This is a genomic window from Halalkalibacter akibai JCM 9157 (assembly GCF_000513135.1).
Lineage (GTDB): Bacteria > Bacillota > Bacilli > Bacillales > Bacillaceae_D > Halalkalibacter > Halalkalibacter akibai.
The window spans coordinates 75,879-99,639 of sequence record NZ_BAUV01000012.1 but is presented as its reverse complement, the minus strand read 5'-3'; the positions used below and the strand labels follow the sequence as shown (position 1 = coordinate 99,639).

The following is a 23,761-nucleotide window of genomic DNA, read 5'->3' as shown; positions in this document are numbered from 1 at the left end:
GTACAACTCTATGCCCCGAGCGTAGTCGGTGCCAACGATCTTAAGCCCACTACGAGCGATCTTCTCGTAGTGGGCGCGCACCGCACGGAGCCGGGGCCAACTCTCAGCCTTAACACCATACAAATAAGGTGCTCTTTCCACCTTTTTGTGTACAATACTAAAAAGGATTCCCCTAGATCAAAGCGAACTCTTAATAAAGACACTACATAACTCAACACACAGAACGGAGTGAAACAATATGAACAAACGTCAATTAGGTCGTTCAGATTTATTTGTAAGTGAAATTGGACTCGGCTGTATGAATATAGGAACAAACGTTAGTGAAGCTCAGAGAACGATTGAGACAGCTCTAGACAATGGGATTAATTATCTAGACACAGCAGATCTTTATGATCAAGGGGTCAATGAAGAGATCATCGGCGAGGTTATTAAAGGTAAACGACAAGATTTAATTATTGCGACAAAAGCCGGAAATAAGTTTGAAAAGGGAAAACAGGGGTGGTCGTGGGATCCGTCGAAAAAACATATTCAACAAGCAGTTAAAGACAGCTTACGTCGTTTGCAAACCGACTATATCGACCTTTACCAGCTACATGGAGGTACGATTGAGGATAACATTGATGAAACGATCGAAGCATTTGAGGAATTAAAAACAGAAGGCGTAATCCGCCATTATGGAATTTCTTCAATAAGACCAAATGTTATCCGCGAATATGTTAAACGTTCCTCAATTGTTAGTGTAATGATGCAATACAGTCTACTCGATAGAAGACCAGAAGAAGTGTTCCCACTTCTCGCTGAAAATCAAATTAGTGTAGTCGCAAGAGGACCCGTTGCGAAAGGAATTTTAACAAACCGACCCCTTTCGGACATGTCAGAAACAATTCAAGAAAAAGGTTATTTAAATTACAATTATGATGAACTCGTCTCCTTACGCCACTCTCTAAATAAAAAGTTCGGCGAAAAGCTTTACAGTCGGTTGCCCTTCATTATTGCTTAGCTTCATCGGTTGTGGCATCAGTTGTGGCTGGGGCAAGTAGACCAGATCAAGTCCAAGAAAATGTAGGAGCAATTCAAACACATAATCAACTAACAGTTGAAGAGTTCAATTGGTTACAGCAACATACAAAAGCGGATGTTTACGATTCGCATAGATAGAAAAACGGCACCAGCTTTTTATAGCTGGTGCCGTCTCTGGTTAAACACGCACTTTATCCATCAAGATTTCTTTCATAACATGGCCAACTTCCGGAAGAATTATGCGCTTCATTGCTAAATTAACAGCTCCGATTGCTCCTGGCATTGAGAAAATAGCTTTCCCATCACGAACACCCGCAATAGCACGACTTAAGATCGCTGCTGTTCCAATTTCCTCAGTAAAACTCAAGTGACGGAACAATTCTCCAAAACCAGGCATCTCCTTGTCCAGACTATCTCTTACAGCCTCATGCGTCGTATCATGCAGAGCAATACCTGTACCACCTGTAATTAAGATGCAATCCACATCAGCTCGAATGGCTGCAATCTTTATCCAGTGCTGAATTAAACTGTAGTCCGAATTAATAATTTGATATTCAGACACAGAATGACCCTCTGCTTCTAGCATCGATCTAATTAACGCACCACTTGGATCATTCTCATACGAACAAGAATCAGTTACTGTTAAAATCATACAACGAATACTTTTTGTTACTTCTTCACAATGCTCTTCCATCATCGTCATTAGTTTTTCCCCCTAGAAATTTAGTGTTCAAAAAGGTCAAAACAAGCTTGTAGATTCCGTCTTTGAACAATTTCTCAAACATGATCTTTTCATATAGTAACATAGCCATTTTCATCTGTTACCTAAAGCTACCAAATAATTGGAACGAAGCTCAAATAGTGACAGATAGCCAGTTTATGATAACTGAGTTCTCCTCATGAACCTTTACACAACTTAATCCTTGATATTGGCTGAATATGGAGAGTGAGAGATAAACTAACAACGAACATTATGGTAAGTGGACACAGGATTCGCTATTCACCTAAAAAGTGCTCTCATCCTTCTGTATGCGGACAGAGAAGCCTTTATTAACCAAATCGACACTCCTTTTTCTATTAAAATCAGTAAATAAGGAATCTCCTGTCCTCCAACACGTCAAAAATGCCCTTTTCCAACGATATAAGGGCTTCTCTGTCCAAAAAAACAAACACTCCCCCTCAAAACAAAGAAAAAACGCATTGGAATCCAATGCGCCTAAACCTTTAGCGTACACTAAAGAATGATTTAATTTTTGCAAAAACACCTTTTTGTTCATCAAGTGACATAAGCGGAACGGTTTCTCCTAGAATGCGTCTAGCGATGTTGCGATAAGCAATCGACGCTTTACTTGTTGTGTGAAGAGCAATCGGCTCACCTTTGTTCGAGTGTTTAATGACTTCTTCATCATCGACAACAATACCTAAGAGATCAATAGCTAAGATCGAAGCAATTTCATCAACATCAAGCATTTCTCCATTTTTCATCATGTGCCCGCGAATGCGGTTCACGATTAATCTTGGTGGTTCAACATCTTCCTGTTCAAGTAAACCAATGATACGATCGGCATCACGAACAGCTGATACTTCTGGAGTTGTAACTACTATTGCACGATCAGCTCCTGCTACGGCATTTTTAAAACCTTGCTCAATTCCAGCAGGACAATCAATAATGACATAATCGTATTCTTGCTTTAATTCTTCAATTACAACTTTCATTTGCTCAGGTTGAACAGCTGATTTGTCTTTTGTTTGCGCAGCAGGCAACAAGTATAAGCAATCAAAGCGTTTATCTTTAATTAAAGCTTGTTTCAGCTTACAACGTCCCTCTGTCACATCAACGAGGTCATAAATAATTCGATTTTCTAGTCCCATGACAACATCAAGATTGCGGAGCCCGATGTCTGTATCTACTAAGCAAATTTTCTTCCCCGAAAGCGCAAGGGCTGTTCCAATATTTGCAGACGTCGTTGTTTTTCCGACGCCACCCTTTCCACTTGTAATGACGATTGCCTCTCCCACGTTGATGACCCCTTTCTAAAGTTCTTTCTTTAAGCATCAATATATAAAATAAATACTAACGATTTATAATAAAAACCAAACTTCAGCAAAGCCCATTAATTAGACTTGCTTAGAAAAATTTATCTTTTAAACTAGCAATTGTTTTTCATTTTTTGATAGTTGAGGATGCGTTTGAACTAGTTGTTGAACTCTTCCAACTTGGATGGCTTTTTGATCATCTAAGTATGCACTAGACATCATTTTTTCATTTTCTTTGTCTGTTTCAAAGTGCAAAATCTCATCAGCAATTCGTAACTGTGATGGCGCTAGTAGAGAAGCGGAAATAACGGCATTATAATTACCTTCATAACCCGCATGAGCTATCCCACGAAGAGAACCCATAACATAGATGTTCCCTGTTGCCATTAGCGTTCCTCCTGGGTTAACATCACCGATTAAAAGAACATCGCCATTCACCTTTAATACTTGTCCAGAACGAATGATTCTCATTAAAGTAACTGTCTGTGATTCTTGACGAAGCTTTTCGGATTCATCTTTTGATAATACTCGTGACTCAAACTGTTCAACTGCCAGATTTCGTCCGTTTGTAATAATATCTTCTAGCTCTTCCTGTTGCTCTTCTTGAAGATAGCGATAACCAATATCGACTTTCACTTGAACGTCAGGACCTTCTGATTGTTGATAGTGTTTGGACGAAAGTTTCTCTACTAATTCCTCTAGTAGGCTTTCATAGGAACAGCGATCATCTAATATAAAGATCAATCCTTCTTTCGTCCCTTTTATCGTAACATTTTGCTTTTTTTGAACCATAGTTATGTCCACCTCAGCCTCACTCACCTTCGCTACTCGCAGAATTAACACTGACGATCTCGAGTAAAACGAAAAAACAGTGATGATACGTTTATTCAACATGAAACTACTTAAACCCTTTTTATCAAGAGAATAAATAGCTAAAATTTCTTAGAATTTGTCGTTTTTTATCTTTCACGAAGATTTGCTTGTTTCCTTACGTGTGAAATTAAACCCTTCACAGGATAATAAATGACAACAGCAAATGCAAAATTTAAAAGCATACTTGGAAGAAAGCGCTCGTAGAAAAATACATTCGCTTGAAGATCTGTGATACCAATTAATTTATATAAACCAAACTGATAATACTCAAAACTTGCAACAGCAACTAGCATGAGAAGTAAATGGAATAATAGTGAATCTTGGATTTGCTTGTATGTATAAGCAAACGCATAGCCGATGAAACCAAATCCAAATATATAAACACCTAGTAACTGCGTATAAACGATGTCATAAATGAGTCCAAAGGCAAGTCCATATATGATGCTACTAAAGCGGCCAAAATGAATGCCGATAAAAACAATCATAATGATGACAAAGCGAGGCACAAGCATGACATCTATTTCATTATAAGGTGGTGTCACTAATTGAAAAATCGTCCTTCTATCACTAACAATATAAAAATAAGTGTCGGGATATAGAAACGACTCACGATGGTTCCTCCTCAAGCAATTCCGGGTCTAGCGTTGTACTTGTACGTTCAATAATATAAACATAATCTAAAGCAAAAAAGTCAGCAGTTGGACGAATGTACGCATTTTGAGTTAAGCCATACTCATCTGGCTCAACACTCACAATTTCTCCAATTAACAAACCACTTGGATAGACGCCACCCTTACCTGATGTCACAACCATAACATCCTCTTTATCTCAGCCTCTAGATCAATTTTTCTCATAATAAGTAAACCTGTATCTTCATCATAACCCTCGATAAACCCGTATTCAGGTTGATCTTGAGAGATCATCGCTGATACTCTGTTTGTTCGATCATTATCAGACAAAAGTTGAATTCTTGAAGAAAATTCACTTACGGTTTTCACCTTACCAATTAGACCGCCCTTTGAATCTATGACTCCCATATTCGGCCTAATTCCATGCTCGGATCCTCGGTTTAAGCCAATATACTCACTCCAACGATCTGGCTCCGATGAATAACCACGGCCGATCTCATTAAATAATCATTCAGACTCTCATCAAGTTCAAGCATATCTTTTAATGTATTGTTTTCATTTCTAAGCAAATTTCGTTCAACTGAGATTTGCGCATATTCATCTAATCTTGCTTTTAATAATCTATTTTCCTCGTAGATGTGTTGAATATCCCGTACATTTTCAAAGAAACCCGCAATAGCGTATGCGGGTTTCGTAAAAATGGTTTGCACCCATCCAACAGCGTCTCTGATCACTTGTTCTGGTCCCGTAAGTTGCTGTCGGTCTGTTCTAGAAAAACCGATTAACGCAACCAGAATAATGATGCTGACGAGAAGAATAATTAATTTTTTATTTGAAAAGAAGGAAGCATGCCTTACACCTACTTACCCTTTCCGATCGGAACGTGATGTAATTCCCGCCCTTGAACGGAATAGATGAAGATTTTCTAATGCTCTTCCTGTACCAATCGCTACACAATCTAACGGGTTTTCTGCGACAAGTACAGGCATATTTGTTTCTTCGCTTAATACACGATCTAGATTACGAAGCAAAGCTCCGCCACCTGTTAACACAATTCCACGGTCCATAATATCTGCAGCAAGCTCAGGAGGAGATTGCTCAAGTGTATTTTTAACTGATTCAATAATCGTTGTCACCGTGTCTTGAAGAGCTCCAGCAATTTCTTCTGCCGAAACGGAAATAGTTTTAGGCAATCCCGTTAATAAATCACGACCACGGATATCCATATCATCAACGCCTTCAGGAGCACCAGCTGAACCAATCTCTAGTTTCAGCGCTTCTGATGTTCGTTCTCCGATCATTAAATTATATTTTTTCTTAACATACTGAATGATCGCCTCATCCATTTCATCACCAGCAACACGGATCGACTGACTAGTTACGATTCCCCCAAGGGAAATAATCGCCACTTCAGTTGTTCCTCCACCAATATCAACAACCATACTTCCGGTTGGCTCCCAAACTGGTAAGTCTGCTCCAATCGCAGCCGCAAATGGCTCTTCTAGCGTATAAGCTTCTTTCGCACCAGCTTGTTTCGTCGCGTCTTCAACCGCACGCTTTTCAACTGCTGTTATCCCTGATGGCACACAAACCATAACCGAAGGCTTCCGAGTGAAAATCGAGCGATTCTTCAACGCTTGACGAATAAAATACTTAAGCATCGTTGCCGTTGTATCAAAATCAGCAATGACCCCATCTTTCATCGGACGAACCGCGACAATATTTCCTGGAGTACGACCAATCATATTTTTCGCGTCATTTCCTACTGCTTCAATTGAGCCTGTATCCGTACGTAATGCAACAACTGATGGCTCGCGAACAACAATTCCTTTGCTCTTCACATACACCAGTGTGTTTGCTGTTCCTAAATCAATTCCTATATCTTTTGAGAACCCACCAAACATCTATGTATCTCCCTTCATACAAAACCGAAATCATAACCTTCATTATATCGAATAAACGATAAAAAAAATAGCCTTAAGTTCCCCTTACAAACAAAAAAGGCAACAATCTTATGTTACCATTCTCTTCCTTTCGCCGCTATCCTTCAAATGACCCGTACCCCGCTTATGTTGTAGCCGACTTATTATATGACGTACCCTTGTTCCTTCAGACTAACAAATTTACGGTCACCAATAATAATATGATCAAGAAGCTCAATCCCGAGTACTTTCCCTGACTCCGTTAATCGTTTCGTGACTTCAATATCTTCTCTGCTCGGAGCTGGATCTCCGCTTGGGTGATTATGCAAGCAAATAATCGAGGCGGCGGAGCGTTTAATCGCTTCTTTGAAAATTTCACGGGGGTGACAAATACTTGCATTCAAACTACCGATGAAAATGGTTTTACGGTGAAGGACTTGATTCTTCGTATTTAAATACAAACAATCGAAATGCTCCTGTTGCAGAAAACGCATATCCTCCATCACATAATTGGACACATCTTCTGGTGAACGAATCACATACCTTTCTTCAGGAATTAAACTGTGAATTCGCCTGCCAAGTTCAATGGCAGCCGATAACTCAACAGCCTTCGCTTCACCAATTCCTTTAATCGAGCATAACTCTTCAATCGCCGCATCCTTTAATAAGTATAAGCCATCGAACTTCGCAATGAGCCTGCCAGCAACCTGTAAAACTGATTCCTGTCTTGTTCCATTCCGAAGTAAAATGGCAAGGATCTCTTGATTGGATAAAGCTTTAGCTCCATCTTGAATTAAGCGTTCACGAGGTCTTTCTCGTTCAGGAACATCACGTATAAGGAAAGAGTGCAATGATTTTTGCTCCTTTCTATCATGGACAAACTAAAGGCTTTTTATGAAATTATTTACATGTTTGGGTGAATCCCTCTTTTACGGAGCTCTCTTACGGTTTTAGCTAACGGCAAACCAACCACCGCAAAATAATCTCCGATAATACGCTTGACTAAGAAAGCACCGAATCCTTGAATTCCGTAACTACCTGCTTTATCAAACGGCTCACCACTGCGAATATACATCTCGATGTCCTCTTCTGATAGAGGGTAAAACTCGACATCTGTTTTTTCATAAAAGGTGATTGTTTCCTCTTGTGAACAAAGCGCTACACCCGTGTACACACTATGAATATTTCCAGATAGAGTTTCAAGCATCGCCTTTGCTTCTTTTTCATCTGCAGGCTTGCCTAAAATGTCTGATTGATATGCTACGACTGTATCAGAACCAAGAACAAGTGCTTGTGGATGTTTAGACCAAACGTCTTTCGCTTTCTGTAAAGCTAGCTGTTGAACGACTTCTTCCGGTTTCAGTCCTTCTTCAACTATTTCTTCAACGGTACTTGTTTCGATTGAAAAAGATAAATGGGCTTGTTGTAAGAGTTCTTTGCGCCTCGGGGAACCTGAGGCTAAAATGAAAGATTTCATGAAGGGGTCACCTCTACAATTGTTTTCTTCTATTGTACAGGTTCAAAAATAGAATACCAAATTATTACGGCACTAACTATAAATATGTGAGGTTTGCTGACTACCGAGCTTGAGGGGTGAGATGATCGTTAGAGTTGGATCATAAATTGGTTAAGTTGGATCATAAATTGGTTAAGTTGGATCATAAATTGGTTAAGTTGGATCATAAACTCGCTAGATCGGATCATAAATTAGTAGGGTTGGATCACAAATGGAATTTTGCCGATAAACGAGCTCTCTCATCATAAATAAACAGCTGCTGATCACTCAGCAGCTGCTCTTAATTCTATTGCAACGCTTGAATTACTTGTTGATAGTTCACTAAAGCGTCCAACAACGCTTGTTGTGACTTCCATAGAGACTCGGCTTCAGATGAACTTTGATATTCAGAGAGCTTTTTGCCTGCTAGAACTAGGTTGTCGCCCATTTTTAAAGCGTGTTCTTGCGACGCTCCTGATAAGTGTGCAAAAGCTTGATCACGGTTTGCTTGAAGTGTAGCCGCTTGATCTTCAATCTGCTTTACACGATCTGCTGTAATTAAAGACCCTCCGCTTAATCCGTCAACTGATAACTGCAAAACTTCTTTATAATGAGAGATCGCGCTAGAGAACCAGTTCGATAAATCTTCTGCTTGAACGGAAAGGTTCTCGCCTTCAACTCGGTATGTTTTCAAGTAGGTATCTTGTCCATACCCTGAATAAAGTTCACTAATTTTCGTAGCTTGAGCTCGGTCTCCACCCGCTCCGATAAACATATAAATAGGATCAGTGCCTTGTGTTAATGTTCCTGCTAATCCTTGCTCATGAATCCGAGCAACGATTTCTTCACCTTTAGACATTTCAGTAAAGGCCCCACCTTGAACAATTTCTAACGTTAACGCCGGTAAGCTGCCTCCTTCTGAACTTGGTGGAGCGTCAGCTGGTGACGCTTGTGCCGTGACTGCAGCTGTGTCATCCCCCTCTCCAACAACAACATTATCACTCGTAAAAACAGTGAGAATGACGGTCCCAAAGCCAAGTCCGACTATAATGGCTGAGAAGATCGCTGCTATCAGCATAAATGGAATTTTGGGTTTCTTCATTTGACTAAAAGGTTTTTTCTTGCGTTTATAAGGAAGCTTCGGGCTTTTCTCTCTGTTTCCATCGTCCCAGAAAGGTTGTCCATTCCGCACCCTTTCCTCGTGCCGACTTCCAAAATCAATGATGTTATCTGGTTGAGGAATGATTTCTGCTCTGTCTTCTTGTTCGTGGTCACGGGCCGCGACAATTTCTTTTGAAACATCTTGCTGCAAAACAGCTGGATCGACTTCCAGCTTTTCTGGCTTCTGCTCTTGCAAAGTTTGTTCCTTGCCGTTTAATCGAACCGATATTTTATATTTATCCTGATTCATGTAAATCACTCCTTTCCTCAATCACTACTTGTATACTCTATTCTATTATTTATCGTTACTAGATAGAACATCAGAAAGGAAAATTTTATAAAAAAAGAACAAGACATAACATTTGCCTTGTTCTTAGTGGTTAGCCACCGAAATTATCATAGATCGAGAACATTGGTAGAATTGCTGCTAGTACGATCGTCCCTACGATGACACCTAAAATGACAATCATTAGAGGCTCAATTATTGCACTCATTCGTGCTGCCATTTGTTCTACTTCTTCTTCGTAAAAATCTGCTACTTTTTCAAGCATCGTATCTAATTGCCCAGACTCCTCTCCGACTTTAACCATGTGACTAACAAGCTTTGGAAACACCCAACTTTTGCTTAAAGGAAGTGATAGACTTTCTCCAGCACGAAGGGATTCCTTTGATTCATTTATGACTTTTTTGACAACTTCATTATTCGCGATTTCAGAGCTCATCGTTAATGTTTGCAATACTGGAACCGAACTAGCAAATAAAGAAGCCATTGTTCTCGTAACACGTGCTAGAATCGTTTTTTGTGCCAATAAACCGAACACTGGTATTTTTAGTTTCACGTAATCTAGCATATATTGACCTTTAGGGTTTCTCTTAACTGCCATAAAGGAGAGTATAATCGCTGCAACAATTAATAAGGCGACATACCATTGATGAATGAGAAAATCAGATAACGCCATTACAATTTTCGTTGGGACAGGAATTTCCCCGCCCATTGACGTTAAGTTGTTTAATAAACTCGGTAAAACAACGGTTAAGAGAATAACAACAACTCCGACTGCGATAATTGAAACGGCAATTGGATACATCATGGCTGATTTCACTTTTTCACGAACACGACGTTCTTTCTCGTAAAAAGTGGCAAGACGATCTAGTACATTTTCTAAATCCCCACTCGTCTCTCCTGCACGAACCATATTAATAAAAACTTTATCAAAAATCTTTGGATACTTTGCACAAGATTGCGAGAAAGTCGTTCCCGAACGGATATCAAAGTAAATCTCATCAAGTGTTTGCTTGAACTTCTTTGAGGACACTTGTTCACCTAATATTTTAATCGCTTCAACGATGGTCGTTCCAGCGTTTAAAAGAGTCGCAAGCTGACGGCAGAAAATAACGAAATCTTGATTTTTCACAGGTGGTCCGATGGTGATATCAAGATCTTTATTCCAGATCGTTTCTTTTTGCTCGTTCAGTTCAGCGATGAAAAGTCCTTTTCCCTTCAATTCTTTCACAGCTGAATCATGAGAAGCTGAGCTCAACTTGCCAGATACTGATTTACCCGTTCTAGAATCAATTCCCTTGTAGAGGAAATTCATTGGTGTTCCTCCTTTCTCTCTTATTCATGCTTGTCCCAACCCGGCACAAATTCATCCGCAACTGCACGGGTAACAAGTCCTTTTTGAACTAAATCGACAACCGACATATTGATCGTTTGCATGCCGGCATGTTTGCTTGTTTCTAATACCGTTAAAATTTGATGAATTTTATCACTACGAATTAAGTTTCCAATCGCAGCATTGTTCACTAGAATTTCAAGTGCAGCCATTCGTCCTTGATCATTTGCCGTTGGTAGTAGTCGCTGTGAGACAACCCCTACTAATGAGCTTGCAATCTGCATCCTTACTTGTTGATGTTGTTCAGCTGGGAACACGTCAATAATCCGGTGAACCGTTTGAGAAGCGGTTTGCGTATGAAGAGTTCCGAGTACTAAGTGACCTGTTTCAGCTGCCGTAATCGCCGTTTGTACCGTATCCAAATCACGCATCTCTCCGACTAGAATAACATCAGGATCTTGACGTAGTGCTGCTCGTAAACCGACAGAGAAGCCTTTACTATCTAAGCCAATTTCACGTTGGTTGATAATGCTTTTCTTATGCTCATGTAAATACTCTATCGGGTCTTCGAGTGTTAAAATATGCTTACTCATGTTTTCATTAATATAATCAATTAAAGCAGCTAGAGTCGTAGATTTACCTGAACCTGTAGGCCCTGTGACTAAAAGTAAACCTTGAGTTTTCTTTGCAAATTGCTCCATAACAGCAGGCAACTTCAAATCCGTTAAAGTCGGAATCGAACTGTTAATCACACGACAAACAATCCCAACAGCTCCGCGCTGTCTGTATATATTTACACGAAAACGACAAATATCTTCAAGCGCATAAGAAAAATCAAGTTCTCCTGATTGATCAAACTGTTGATATTGTTGGTCCGATGTAATTTGCTTTGCCATCGCAGTTGTTTCTTCTCTAGTTAAAATGTGTGAGCCAATTTTCTTTAGTTTCCCATTAATACGCACGATTGGTGTCGTATCAATCGTAATGTGTAAATCGGAAGCTTTATTTTGAAACGCAAAGTGTAACAGTTTGTCCATATCCATTTGCAGTCACCTTCTATTCAACAGTTACTCTAAACACTTCATCAAGAGTCGTTAACCCTTGAGCAGCCTTTAGAAATCCGTCTTCCATCATTCTGAGGAAGCCTTGCTTTTGTACATATTGGCGATACACTGTATCTGATGACTTTTTCGTAATCATCTCACGTAACGTATCATCCACATATATGGTTTCATGAATCGCTAAACGACCTTTATAGCCGGTGCTGTTACAATTTGCACAGCCCTTCCCCTTAACTAACTTTTCAACAGTCAAGCCACGTTCAGCATAAAGCCTTTGTTGTTCTTCTGTCGGCGCATACGATTGGGCACAAGAAGAACAAACACGACGAACTAAACGCTGCGCGACAACCCCAGTTAAAGCTGAAGACACGAGAAACGGTTCAACTCCCATATCCATTAAACGGCTAATCGCACTAACCGCATCATTTGTATGCAGTGTACTTAAAACTAAGTGACCTGTTAAAGCCGAACGAAGCGCAATTTCAGCCGTTTCCGTATCGCGAATCTCACCGACCATGATGATATCAGGATCTTGACGTAGGATCGAGCGCAAACCCGCCGCAAATGTCATGCCGATATTCGCATTCACTTGTACCTGGTTAATCCCTCTTAATTGATACTCAACCGGATCCTCAACGGTAATGATGTTGACGTCATCGGAGTTAATATTCGTTAAAGCTGAATACAACGTCGTTGACTTCCCTGAACCGGTTGGACCGGTAACTAAAATAATGCCGTACGCACTATTTAACATTTTCAAAAACTTCTCTTCATTGCATCTAGAAAAACCAAGGCGGTTAATACCGAGTGAAACATTGCCTGTATCTAAAATACGCATAACGATTTTCTCACCAAATACAGTAGGCAAAATCGAAACACGCAAATCAATCTTACGTAAATCCAAATCCATTTTAAAACGACCATCTTGAGGCAAGCGCTTTTCAGCAATGTTGAGATCAGATAAAATCTTTATTCTTGAAGAAAGAACGTTGTGCATGTTTTTAGGAACGGTTCTTTCTTGACGTAAAACGCCATCAACACGGAAGCGAATGATTGTTTCTGTTTCAAGCGCATCAATGTGAATATCACTAGCACCCTCTTGAACGGCTTGATAAATTAATTGATTCACCATTTTTGCTACTGGAGATTCATCCGATTGTTGCATTTCAAGCAACGCTGGGTCATCGTCTTTTGGCATTAAATCATCGACCATTTGGTCAATGGATTTTTGCATGCCGTAGTAACGGTTTATCGCCAAACGAACTTCTTCTTTTTTGGCAATAGCTGGTTGAATTTGAAATCCTGTACTTAAACGCAAATCATCAAGTGCAAAATAATCAAGCGGATCTGCCATCGCAACCGTTAGCTTATCACCGATTCTTTCAACAGGTAATAGCTGGTAGCGACGAGCTAATTCTTCATTAATAATCCCAATGATTTTCGGGTCAATTTTCTGCTTGTATAAATTAATGTGAGGAATTCCAAGTTGGAATTCCAACACCTCAATAATTTGTTGCTCGGTAACAGCTTCCATATCAACGAGTTGATCTCCTAAACGAGCACCCGTTTTCTTTTGCTCCTGCAATGCATTCATAAGCTGTTCATCTGTGATCATTCCAGACTCAACAAGAATATCGCCGAGTCGCTTTTTTTGCGTGGCCATAAGTATAAGCTCCTTTTCTCTAAGGACTAGTAAGTGACGGTCGGAGTTATTCTCTAGTAACGCTCGTATCCATTTAATGTGTGAACGAAGTCAAGCAACGCACCTTGCGTACTCCAAAGCACTTCTTTCTTACCTGTTTCATTAAATTCCTTGACTGATTTCTCAGCAAGTTTCAGGAATGTAATCGTATCTTGTAATTGAACCTTGCGAGCTTCATCCGTTGTTTGTTGGATTGCTTCGTTCGCTAAAGTCTCATATGATTTTACTTTTTGTTCAATTGTTTGTACTTGAACATCTGTTGGTTTATAGCTTGGATTTGTTAACCCATTACTTGCTAACACACTGATTAACGTTACAGCTTCATGCGCAGCTGGGAGTACGTTTTCTTGTTCAGTAGCAGGTAGTCTGAATGGGATTTCGTCTACCCATGAACGGAAGTTACTATTCATGCTTTCTAATTGTTTCCCAAGCTTGTCTGCCGAGTCACGATTATGAGCAAACCCAGTATGGATGACTAATGTCGTTAACTTTGGATCATAGTCTCTTACAACCGTACGAGGATAAATTCCAGCGTTCATTAATCGCTCTAATTGATTCATAAAGAAAACTTCTGTATTGTAACCACCCGTTTGAACAACGTAGAAAACTGTATCATCTGCTTTCACTTTTAGATCAAACGAAGAAGGCTGATAGTAAAGTTCAATCTCACTTAACCCTGTAACAGGCTGCTTCGGCTGTGGACTAGGTGTAGGCTCAGGTGTTGGTGTTGGGGCAGGAATCGGTTCACCTACAGGTTCAGGATAAACAGGGATAAAAATGGTATTCGTCCCTCCGCTTGTCCCCTCCGTAGCCGTTCCTTCCGTGCTTTCTTCAGCTTCTTTTTTAGCTGCAGCATCTAAGTAAGACTTAATCTTCGTCGAGTTAAACTCGTAATCTAGCTCAAATTCTTCTGTTTCCTCGATAAATGGTGTAAAGTCTTCCGTGTAAAACGATCTAATCGTAATGTTAGCTGAGACCTCTTCTGTTTCCTCATCCGTTGTATAGGAATAACTTTGAATGTGTGTAATCCGCTCAAGGTTTTCAATTTTATCAACAAATGAATGAACGTTCTCTTCTTCTCCTTCAACAGAAAGAGTCATTTCCACATAGGAAACTTGAATGTCATCAATTTCGGTTACTTTCTCTTCTAGGATTGTATAAACTTCTTCAGGCAAAATATGTTTCCACTTTTCCCCTTCTCCTTCGTTTGGAGAAATACTAATCCCGATGTTTTGAATGACAATTTCCGTTTCAAGTTCTGTACGTTCTAAATTAGCGACCATTTGTTCAACGTTAGGACGTATTGGAACTTTCGCTAGTAGATCACGAGCTTCTTCCTCCGTCAAAAACTGTTGCTCCATTTTGGCCATTTGCACTTCGTAATCAGAAATGCTGTTCTTAACTCGTTGCAACTCTCGCTCTTGCCCTGCTTCATGTGCTTGCAGCGGCTTCACTTGATAAAGATAGAACGAGGCTAATCCTAAAAACAAGAGAATAATAATATATAAGACCGGCTTTTGATTTCGTATTAACCACTCGTTCATTGATCTTCACCTACTAACGTTTTCAGCTTTAATGTGTAATTAGACAAATACGTTACACCCTCATCACCTTCTAAGGCAATTGTATTCACTTCAGCCCCACTCACTTCTTGTTCATTCAAAAGATGATGTAAATAAACAGCCGCATCTCCTTTAGAAACCGAAGTAATCTGGATGGAAAGATCTCCATTATTAACGTAAGAATAGCTATTCACAGAAGCCTCTTCTGGCAAATGAAAATAGATTCGTTGTTTTAACGGAATCGTTCCTTTATATACGTTTGTTAATAAAGTGTCCATTGAAGTAAAGTAGTCAACGTAATTATAATCATTAATGCCAGTCGTCATCGCTAAGAAATCAGCTTCAACTGCCGTCAACAGCTCCGTCTGTGTAGCTACTTGTGCTTCAAGAGCTTCAACATTACTTCTCGTATCTAAAAATGTATAAGTTAACACAACAGCACCTGCAACAATGGAGAGTACCCCGGCCACTGGGATGATAGGAAGATTTCCTGTTCTTGATCTCGTTCGTTGAGGTAATAAGTCTATACTAATGTTCACGACTATCGCTCCAATCTGCAACGCTTCTCTTAATTATTTTAGTTTTCTATTTTTATCTGGTTTATCGTTCGTTCGAAGAGCTAGTCCAATTGCCACACTACAAGAATCCAGCTGTTGCTGCGTCATGTTGTCGTGAGAAAGGATCGAGCTATAATCAATTGAACTAATGTCCATTTGTAGTCTTGAAGATAAAGAGCTTGCTATTTTACTAGCGTAATCACCTGTTAAGATAATTCGGCTAAACTCACTGTCACGTTCGCCGAGAGAGTATCTGAAGAAGTTTTGGGCTTTTTGGAATTCGCTGATAACAGCAGATACGTATTGATCTATGTCCCATGCAACAGGCTCAACCGTAGCTGCCACTTCAGTTTGGATTAAAGCATCATCGGAAAAAGATAAGACTTCTGCTTCCGGAGTTGGCGTTTGGATATAATCATTGCTTTCTATCGCCATCGTTCTCGAAAACACGATTAGGTCATTCTTGAAAATATGAATATCAACCGTTTCCTCAGTCACATCCATAATCATTTCGGTTCCCTTTAACCAGCTTGGGTGCAAATACATGAGAAGACGTTGTAACGAAAGTCCTCTAATCTCAGCTGTTTGCGGCTTAAATCCAGCTTTCTCACACGTCTCCATTAAACTTTGAGAAATTGGTCTTGAAGTAGCAAAGAACAAAATTTCACTTTTCGGTCCTTGCATTTCTTTTTCAACCTTATTCGTTAAATCTTCAAGCGTAAAATCATCATCTTCATTGGCTGATTGTTCTCCTTTCGGGAGAATCGAACCTATTTTCACAAAATCATAGATCGGATCTTCAAAAGGCAAATGAATCGTTTCACCAATTTGAAACTGAAGTAATTTTGCTAATTCTTTTTCCTCTAAATCAGGTAACGTTGTAATTTTACGAATTAATGTATTTTGAGTAGGAATAGCTAGATGTGCTTGTTTTGAGTTCACTTTTCCGCTCTGAAAATACGTACGAAGGGCTGTTGATAACAGCCCTTTCTCCATGACAACACCATTATTGACAACATTTTCTTTCAGTGGCGTTTCATAGATGTCTTCTAGTATCGGAGCTTGCTTATCTAATTTCACCGTTGCAAAGGTGACTTTGTTATCACGAAAGTCAATCCCTGAGTATTTGTTATTGAATAACATGTTAGCACCTCATTAGTTGCGATTTGTATATAAAGATAAATTCGTCGACCCATGAGTTGTTGAAGTCGTTCCTCCAACTCCTCCACCAGGCGCACTTGTACATTTTGACGCTAATGCAGGTAATGTCGCACAATCAATCCCCACAGCAGCTCCGTCTAGTGTAAAAGGTTGTTTAGATTTCCCGTAATTTCCTCCGAAATTAATTTCGTTCGCAATAATACCAGAGTCAATGACAAAAGCAGGACCACCATTTATATAAAGATTATTAACGATTAACAATCCTTTAACCGTTAGCGTATTGTTTCCTAGTAGTTCAAGTTTATTTACTACGACAACTGAATTTTCGGCGATTAAAACGTTTCGACCGCCTGGAGGACTTATTTCCCCATAAACACCTGACTCAATAACGGTTAGATCTTTGTTGTAATGACTACCATTATTCAGATTTCCTTTGTTCACTAAGTTAAACTTACTAGTAGCTTCTTGTTTAGCGTTGGTATAAAGATCTAAATCTACATTCACAATATTTTCTTTATCAATCTTATTTTGAACGGCTTCTTTTTCTATTTCTTCACTATCAACATAGTTGATTGCTTTACCTGGGCTAATGTACGTACTTAAATGTTTAATTGTTGTTTCAGTTGCAGCCATTTCTAGTGTTCGACTGACTTTAGAATTGTTTAAATATCTTGCCGTTATTTTAGCGTTAATCGAATCTATTTTTTCAATATTTGCTGCTGACGGGGCTTCGCTATCCTTTGAAAGTTCAACCGTTACAAGTACTTCTTCGTCCCCAATTGTGTACGACCGATTGTAAGAAGGATAATGATCCTTTAAGAACGTAAACTTACTACTATTTGTCACACCCATCTCTCCAAGAGCCATTTCAATAGCTCCTTCAGCTCGGTAAAATTCCTCTTGAATTTCTTCATTATTAACAATCGTTTTTTGGCTATAAGTAGTCGTTGTTAGCATCATTGTTCCAACAGCACTGAGCAGCACAACAGAGAATAGCACTAATATTAAAGCAGCACCCGATTCAGATGAAAGATATTTTTTCATTTCATGTCATCCCTTCTTAAAACCTAGAATAAATAATAGTAGATTCCAATTTAATTTTCCCGTTCGGTTTTGTTATTTCTAAGATGACATCCACTTCGTTCCGATCTGCTTCATTCTCTTTAACCTCAAATTTAGTTACAGAGTCACTAAGGACACTTCCAGTTTGTTCACCTAACGTGATTTTTTTATCACTATTAACATACGTCAAAAAAACGGTCCCGTCTTTTTCCAATGTCCAGTTACCTGTACCTGTATCTTCAAACCAATAAGCAGTGTCTCTCATTTTCTCCGTCATATGTTCCATGATAAATCTAGCTTCTCTCTGAACATCATTTTGACCCGAAACTACCTTCTCCGTCTTAAGCGAGTAACTAACTAATCCAGTAACAGCAGCTGTAATTACACCCATAATCGTAATAACAACTAATAACTCGACTAGTGTAATTCCTCTTTCATTAGCCATTTTCATCTCTCACCACCGTTACTAATTCAACGATATTTTCTTTCTCAATCACTCCACCAGAAGGACCATTCACGATATATCCTTCATTTGTTACCGTAACAAACACTTCATTATAATCACTAATATCAGCATCAGGATCAAAAGCCTTAACTTCAACTAAAACCACAATATCCTCTGTCGTATTGATTTCGTTGTATGGCGAAGGCAAAGCTTCTAAACCTGATATGGCTAAACCGTCACAAACATCTACCATATTTGAGAAGCAATAAGAACCTCTTTCTAAAGGAGTCCGATGATTCAAAACTTTCTCAACGACTTCTTGTGCCACATAGGAAATGTTCGTTTCTTTATCCTGATTCATCGTCCGAGTAAAAGTACCTGTCATAATCGTTAACAGCGGTACGATAATCACACCTGCTATCACAATTGCAGCTAGCAGTTCAACAAGGGTAAACCCTCTCTCATCTCTCATTCTACTACACCCCTACCATAGTCCGATATACCAGTCCCAGATTTCATAACCAAAAAGATAGGCGCCAATTGTCCCGATTAAAATAAACGGACCAAACGCGATCGGTTGTTTTCTTTTCACAAGACCCGTAACCATTAAAATTGAACCAACAACAGCTCCGACGAAAGAAGCAAGCACCAAACTCATTAACGTCAACCAAGGACCTAACGCAACCCCAATCGCTGCATATAGCTTTATATCGCCACCACCCATACCACCACGACTGACAATCGCAATAAGAAGTAACAATACAAAACCAACAATTCCACCTAGCAAATAAAACCAAAACGGTTCTGTTCCAATAAATAAACGTGCAATTAACAAAATTCCTAAAGCTGGTAATGTAATGATATCTAAGATGAGTTGTTCACGAATATCTGTTAAAACCGCTAATACTAGGACAATTGTAATGATGACAGCAGGAATCAATTCAAGTTCAAACCCGACAAACTTATAAACAACGAAAAGAGATGAAGCTGTTAACAGTTCACCGAACGGGTATAACGGAGAGATTTTCACGCGGCAGTAGCGACATTTACCTTTTAAGAAGAGGTAGCTTAGTACAGGTACTAGATCTAGTGCTGATAGTTTGTGATTGCAATTTGGGCAGTTTGATGGTGGGAATGCTACTGATTGTTTTTTTAGTAGGCGGATTGCTACTACGTTGAAGAAGCTACCTAATACAAGAGCCATGATAAAAAAATAAGCAGATAATAACAAACCAATTTCCCTACTTTCTATATTAATTAAGCTGTCACCATCATTATGATAGCGACAGCTTACCTAATTTTAATTAACCTTCCACTACAGGTAATGGCTCTCCCCCTGGACAACCATTAGGGATAATAACTCTATTGGCATTTCCGCCTTCACTAGTATCAAAAGCAAAGTCAGATTCGCAGCCTTCAACACCAGGGATTTCATCTAGATAAGGACCACCTTCATCAACACCTGATTCTTCCAATATCTTAACAAGTGTTTTATCAGCCCCACTTGGTAACTTCCCTTCGTTTAATGTTTCATATCTGCTCAGTGCATCATTTATAATTTTCATATTTGTTTCATTCGTTGCTGCATTCGCTCTTTCTGTATTCCCCATTATCATCGGAATCGTTACCGCAGCAATAATCCCCAAAATAACAATAACAACCAATAACTCGATAAGTGTTAAACCTTTTTGATTTTTCAATCTTTTTTGAATAAGTTTTCTCATTCTACTAGCACTCCTCTTTTTTAATTAGTTTTATGTCAAAGGCCAGACTTTATCACCAAGCCTTTAGAACCATTAAATAACCAAAAAAATCCATATGTACGAAACGAGAGCAAACAAAAAGCCCTTTACGAAATCTACCTGTTAGTAGACTTAAAGCGGCCGGTTGCACCAATAGCTCCTTACGACTCAGGTGCCCATATACAAGTCGTAGTTCTTCACTTTCCTTCAAGTTGTTCTATATAGTGTTCTTTTGTTACTTTTATATTAATCCCATAGAACTGGTATGTCAATACTATTTTCCTAGTTTTTGTCTTTATTCAACAACAATCTTCCATTTCTAATATATTACACTGACGATACGACTCTATTCGACACCGTATACTTAAAAACGACAACAGTGTCGAAAGACCTATGTTGTCGTTTTTACTTTTATTATGATTGAACTGCTAGTCCTTTTTTCAGTCCACTGAAGCTAGCTACTTTATCACGGCCTTGTTGTTTTGCGCCATTATACATCGCACGGTCAGCTCGGCGGATGAGAGTGACAGCATCTAATGTCGTTTCATCTTCTTCATTAACCTGTTCTGTGCTAGCTATTCCAATACTTGCAGTGACATTGATTTCTGCTGGCTTATGATCGGTTAAGTCATTTTGAATGATAATAGGATCTTGTTTTAAAGCTTTTTGGACTTTTAAACCTGTCTGGTAGGCTTCTTCCTCCGTTTGATTTGGGAGAAGAATCACAAATTCCTCGCCCCCGTATCTTGCTACTACTTCGTTCGGACAGGTTTGCGTTAATCTACTAGCAATTTCGATTAACACATCGTTTCCGCTTTGATGTCCGTAAGTGTCATTAATTTTTTTAAAGTGATCTAAATCTAGTAAGATTAAAGAAGTTTGCTTCGTTTCTTCTAAATTGTCTTTAAGGGCTTGTTCAAAGAAACGGAAGTTATATAGATTGGTAAGAGGACAAAAGTGACTTTCTCTTTTGGTTTTTTCTAGATATTGAACATTAGTTAACGCTATGGCTAACATGTTTGCAATGATTTCTATGATCATAATTTGATCTGTTCTGTATGCTTTTTGTTTCGTTGATGCAATCGTTAGAACACCTTTGACTGCTTCTTGATCTTTTATTGGCAGCGCGAGAATCGTTTCTAAATCATCTGGGAGACTTTTCCCACGGAGAGACCAATAAGAACGTTCATTTTCCAATGTGATCGTTTCATCGAGTGCCGTTTGTAAGCTGATCCCGTCCCCATATTTTAAAATAAGCGGAATCGCTTCGTTTCCTCTTTGATCCATGTAAGCCAATGTTAAGCTTTTATTTTTAACATTGTAAAAATAAAGTTGATCCCAATCGACAAATTGTTTTAAGTGGTTACGGACTTTATCCATCAATTCTTCAACCGTTGAACTGGAGTTTAATTCATAGCCGAACTTAGTTACTTCTTTCAGCAGATGGTTTACTTTCTCTACTCTGTTGTATAGCTTAAAGACAATTGATATTCCGATAAAGCAATGCCTGTAAATAAAACAGCAAAGGAGCCAATTTCTTTGTGTAGAATGATTAACAGAATGACAATTGGCAATAAAATCGTAGCTGAGATCATTTCTCTCGTTAATGCTTTAAAAAAGTTTTGCCCTTTTATACTAAATAGATATCTTCTTGTCGCGAAGATAAGGACGTGATTTAAAACAAGAATACACATGGCATAGACTAGCATGGCGTGTCCGTGATATAGCATCGAGAAAAGATCTCCCGTTTGCCCCCCGACTAAATAAAACATAGAAGCTGAGACAATAGAAGTTATTAAGAAAATTAAAGAGTTAATCGGTATTCGGTAAAGGGTTTGTTTAGTTAAACCAGATGCTATTAGTGCCGCTAGAACTGCCATTTGACTGATCAGGACTTCGAGATTAAAACCATATTTGATAAAAATCGCGAGCGTAATCCATTGAAAGAACGTTAGTGTATGATTTCGATATTGGATTGGCAGGATGGCTGTTAACATGGCGAGTGCAAGGAAAGCGATTGAATCGACAGTTGTAAGCATCTTAAAGGTTTGTGCTTGAGCTAAATAAGCAAACACAGCTAAAAAAACGAAACCCCATATGATCCAGATTATCTTTTCTTTATGCCTCGACATGACCATCACCTCTTTTCTAAGTTGAAAGCTTCACTAAGCTCTTCCACTTTTCTCTTACTTTTGAAATAAAATATAACGAACCACATATGATAAACACTTCATCTAATTGTGTGCTTGATCGTTCTTCATCTAAAACTTGTTCCCAGTCTTCACTATATCGTTTTTGTTTAACAGGGGCTTGCTCCCACAAGTCAACTGCTTTAGCTGCTCGTTCAAAAGGAAAGCTCGTGAACGTAAATGTCGCATGCCAGTTTGTAAATGGCTGAAGAAGCACGTCCATGTCTTTTTCCTTCGTTGCAGCTATCACAAAGCGATAGCGTTTATCAGGATAATGTAAGGAAAGTGTTTCAGCCAACGCTTCCATCCCTTCCTTGTTGTGTGCCCCATCTAAGATCACAACTGGTTCAGCTTCGATTCGTTCAAAGCGACCTGGCCACGTTGTGTAAAACAATCCTGTTTTTAATGAATCTTCATTTATTTGAAATTGTTGAGTAGTTTGTAAAACTTGTACCGCACAAATAGCTAGCGCTGCGTTTTCTCTTTGATGTCGACCTGGCATTTGAATGGTTACATCAAAAGAGTCGTTTTCACTTTGGTATGTGAACACTTGTTTTTGTTCATCTATAGAAACAAGTGTCTGAGTGAAATGTTTATCTAGCTCGTACAAATCTGAGCTGAGTGTTGTTGCTTGGTTTTGAATCACTGCTTTTGCTTCTAATTGAGGAACAGCTGATACAACAGGGACTCCTGGTTTAATGATTCCTGCTTTCTCAAAGGCAATCTCTGAAAGCGAGTTACCGAGTATGTGCATATGATCATAGCCTATCGACGTGATGACGGAAAGGATCGGAGTAATTACATTAGTTGAGTCTAACCGCCCCCCTAAGCCTACTTCCATTAAGACAACGTCAGGTTGAGCGATGTTTGTAAAATAATCTATTGCTATCGCTGTAATGACTTCAAATTCAGTTGGACTGCCTAGCTCTGTTTGACTAATTTTCTCTACTAATGGGCGAATGCGGTTCGCCGTCGCTATTAAATCAACTTCAGAGATAGGAATACCGTTTACAGAGATTCGGTCTTCAAAGAATTCAATTGAAGGAGATGTAAAGGTTCCAACGGAGTATCCTTCTGCTTCTAGTATGTGACGGATAAAACTAACCGTTGAGCCTTTGCCGTTTGTTCCTGCGATATGAATGGTTTTAAGTTTCTGTTGTGGTTCTCCTAATGAATCTAGCATTGCTTCCATTCGCTCTAAACCTGGTTTAATACCAAATGGAAGCAATCCTTCTACCCATTCAATCACTTCTGATCGACTGTTCAAACCGATCCCCTCCTGACGTTCTACATTAATCTTTCTCTCAACTTACTATTTTAACGTAGAATCTTGTCGAATGAAAGCGGATGTTCCTTCCTTTTTAGAAAATTCCAATAAAAATAGGATCTCTCGAAGGTTGATGTTTAAACCTTTTGGAGAGATCCTTGAACCAAATTGTGAAGTACATGCTGTAAAAGACTTTCAAGTTAATTTCGTATACTTTGTTTTTTTAGTTAGTTTTCCTGAATCTAGTGAAATGGAGCGGA

22 protein-coding genes, 2 pseudogenes and 1 riboswitch are annotated in these 23,761 nt (G+C 39.1%); of the genes and pseudogenes, 1 reads left to right on the top strand and 23 read right to left on the bottom strand.

Annotated elements, in window-relative coordinates:
- Positions 1-238 precede the first annotated feature (238 nt).
- Positions 239-1,158 (top strand): annotated as a pseudogene (locus JCM9157_RS09335) (aldo/keto reductase).
- A gap of 40 nt (positions 1,159-1,198) precedes the next feature.
- Here JCM9157_RS09335 and JCM9157_RS09330 read toward each other — a convergent pair.
- The 23 genes and pseudogenes from JCM9157_RS09330 to JCM9157_RS09220 form a co-directional block, all read right to left on the bottom strand.
- Positions 1,199-1,723, bottom strand: a complete 525-nt coding sequence (locus tag JCM9157_RS09330; protein WP_035664118.1) for a MogA/MoaB family molybdenum cofactor biosynthesis protein — start codon at positions 1,721-1,723, stop codon at positions 1,199-1,201.
- 521 nt (positions 1,724-2,244) lie between these two features.
- Positions 2,245-3,039, bottom strand: coding sequence for a septum site-determining protein MinD (gene minD, locus JCM9157_RS09325; protein WP_035664116.1), 795 nt, complete (start codon positions 3,037-3,039; stop codon positions 2,245-2,247).
- Between the two features lie 126 nt (positions 3,040-3,165).
- Positions 3,166-3,849, bottom strand: a complete 684-nt coding sequence (minC, locus tag JCM9157_RS09320; protein ID WP_035664115.1) for a septum site-determining protein MinC — start codon at positions 3,847-3,849, stop codon at positions 3,166-3,168.
- A gap of 167 nt (positions 3,850-4,016) precedes the next feature.
- Positions 4,017-4,472, bottom strand: a complete 456-nt coding sequence (gene mreD / locus JCM9157_RS09315; RefSeq protein WP_052013041.1) for a rod shape-determining protein MreD — start codon at positions 4,470-4,472, stop codon at positions 4,017-4,019.
- A 64-nt stretch (positions 4,473-4,536) separates the two neighbouring features.
- Positions 4,537-5,380: pseudogene (mreC, locus tag JCM9157_RS09310) on the bottom strand (rod shape-determining protein MreC).
- A gap of 42 nt (positions 5,381-5,422) precedes the next feature.
- Positions 5,423-6,463 (bottom strand): rod shape-determining protein, encoded by a 1,041-nt coding sequence (locus JCM9157_RS09305; RefSeq protein WP_035664114.1) that lies wholly within the window; start codon positions 6,461-6,463, stop codon positions 5,423-5,425.
- Between the two features lie 182 nt (positions 6,464-6,645).
- Positions 6,646-7,332, bottom strand: a complete 687-nt coding sequence (gene radC / locus JCM9157_RS09300) for a RadC family protein (RefSeq protein WP_035664113.1) — start codon at positions 7,330-7,332, stop codon at positions 6,646-6,648.
- 53 nt (positions 7,333-7,385) lie between these two features.
- Positions 7,386-7,958, bottom strand: a complete 573-nt coding sequence (locus tag JCM9157_RS09295; RefSeq protein WP_035664112.1) for a Maf family protein — start codon at positions 7,956-7,958, stop codon at positions 7,386-7,388.
- Between the two features lie 325 nt (positions 7,959-8,283).
- The gene (locus JCM9157_RS09290; RefSeq protein ID WP_035664110.1) at positions 8,284-9,387 is read right to left on the bottom strand and encodes a hypothetical protein; all 1,104 of its coding nucleotides are present in this window, start codon (positions 9,385-9,387) and stop codon (positions 8,284-8,286) included.
- Between the two features lie 130 nt (positions 9,388-9,517).
- Positions 9,518-10,735, bottom strand: coding sequence for a type II secretion system F family protein (locus JCM9157_RS09285; RefSeq protein ID WP_035664109.1), 1,218 nt, complete (start codon positions 10,733-10,735; stop codon positions 9,518-9,520).
- Between the two features lie 20 nt (positions 10,736-10,755).
- Positions 10,756-11,802: a type IV pilus twitching motility protein PilT gene (locus JCM9157_RS09280; protein ID WP_035664108.1), complete on the bottom strand. Its 1,047-nt coding sequence runs from the start codon at positions 11,800-11,802 to the stop codon at positions 10,756-10,758.
- Between the two features lie 7 nt (positions 11,803-11,809).
- A complete protein-coding gene (locus tag JCM9157_RS09275; RefSeq protein ID WP_035664106.1) occupies positions 11,810-13,477 on the bottom strand; it encodes a GspE/PulE family protein in 1,668 nt (555 codons plus the stop codon).
- 53 nt (positions 13,478-13,530) lie between these two features.
- Positions 13,531-15,060 (bottom strand): hypothetical protein, encoded by a 1,530-nt coding sequence (locus JCM9157_RS09270; protein WP_035664105.1) that lies wholly within the window; start codon positions 15,058-15,060, stop codon positions 13,531-13,533.
- Positions 15,057-15,617 carry a hypothetical protein gene (locus JCM9157_RS09265; protein ID WP_035664103.1) on the bottom strand — a complete coding sequence of 187 codons (561 nt, stop codon included), beginning with the start codon at positions 15,615-15,617 and terminating at the stop codon, positions 15,057-15,059. Before JCM9157_RS09265 ends, JCM9157_RS09270 begins: the two co-directional genes overlap by 4 nt.
- A gap of 33 nt (positions 15,618-15,650) precedes the next feature.
- Positions 15,651-16,778, bottom strand: a complete 1,128-nt coding sequence (pilM, locus tag JCM9157_RS09260) for a type IV pilus biogenesis protein PilM (RefSeq protein ID WP_035664102.1) — start codon at positions 16,776-16,778, stop codon at positions 15,651-15,653.
- A 12-nt stretch (positions 16,779-16,790) separates the two neighbouring features.
- Positions 16,791-17,840, bottom strand: coding sequence for a pilus assembly PilX N-terminal domain-containing protein (locus JCM9157_RS09255; protein ID WP_035664101.1), 1,050 nt, complete (start codon positions 17,838-17,840; stop codon positions 16,791-16,793).
- Positions 17,841-17,856: 16 nt separating this feature from the next.
- A complete protein-coding gene (locus JCM9157_RS09250) occupies positions 17,857-18,309 on the bottom strand; it encodes a PilW family protein (RefSeq protein ID WP_035664100.1) in 453 nt (150 codons plus the stop codon).
- The gene (locus JCM9157_RS09245) at positions 18,296-18,775 is read right to left on the bottom strand and encodes a type II secretion system protein (RefSeq protein WP_035664099.1); all 480 of its coding nucleotides are present in this window, start codon (positions 18,773-18,775) and stop codon (positions 18,296-18,298) included. The genes JCM9157_RS09250 and JCM9157_RS09245 overlap by 14 nt, the downstream gene beginning before the upstream one ends.
- A 12-nt stretch (positions 18,776-18,787) precedes the next feature.
- Positions 18,788-19,534: a prepilin peptidase gene (locus JCM9157_RS09240; protein ID WP_148296841.1), complete on the bottom strand. Its 747-nt coding sequence runs from the start codon at positions 19,532-19,534 to the stop codon at positions 18,788-18,790.
- 73 nt (positions 19,535-19,607) lie between these two features.
- On the bottom strand, positions 19,608-20,027 hold the full coding sequence (locus JCM9157_RS23335) for a type II secretion system protein (protein ID WP_052013040.1): 420 nt from the start codon (positions 20,025-20,027) through the stop codon (positions 19,608-19,610).
- Between the two features lie 148 nt (positions 20,028-20,175).
- Positions 20,176-20,258, bottom strand: a riboswitch (cyclic di-GMP riboswitch).
- Between the two features lie 201 nt (positions 20,259-20,459).
- Complete coding sequence (locus JCM9157_RS09230) at positions 20,460-21,485, bottom strand: sensor domain-containing diguanylate cyclase (protein WP_268870936.1); 1,026 nt, start codon at positions 21,483-21,485, stop codon at positions 20,460-20,462.
- Positions 21,486-21,502: 17 nt separating this feature from the next.
- Complete coding sequence (locus JCM9157_RS09225) at positions 21,503-22,177, bottom strand: hypothetical protein (protein WP_035664095.1); 675 nt, start codon at positions 22,175-22,177, stop codon at positions 21,503-21,505.
- Between the two features lie 16 nt (positions 22,178-22,193).
- Complete coding sequence (locus tag JCM9157_RS09220; protein WP_035664093.1) at positions 22,194-23,501, bottom strand: bifunctional folylpolyglutamate synthase/dihydrofolate synthase; 1,308 nt, start codon at positions 23,499-23,501, stop codon at positions 22,194-22,196.
- Positions 23,502-23,761: the final 260 nt, after the last annotated feature.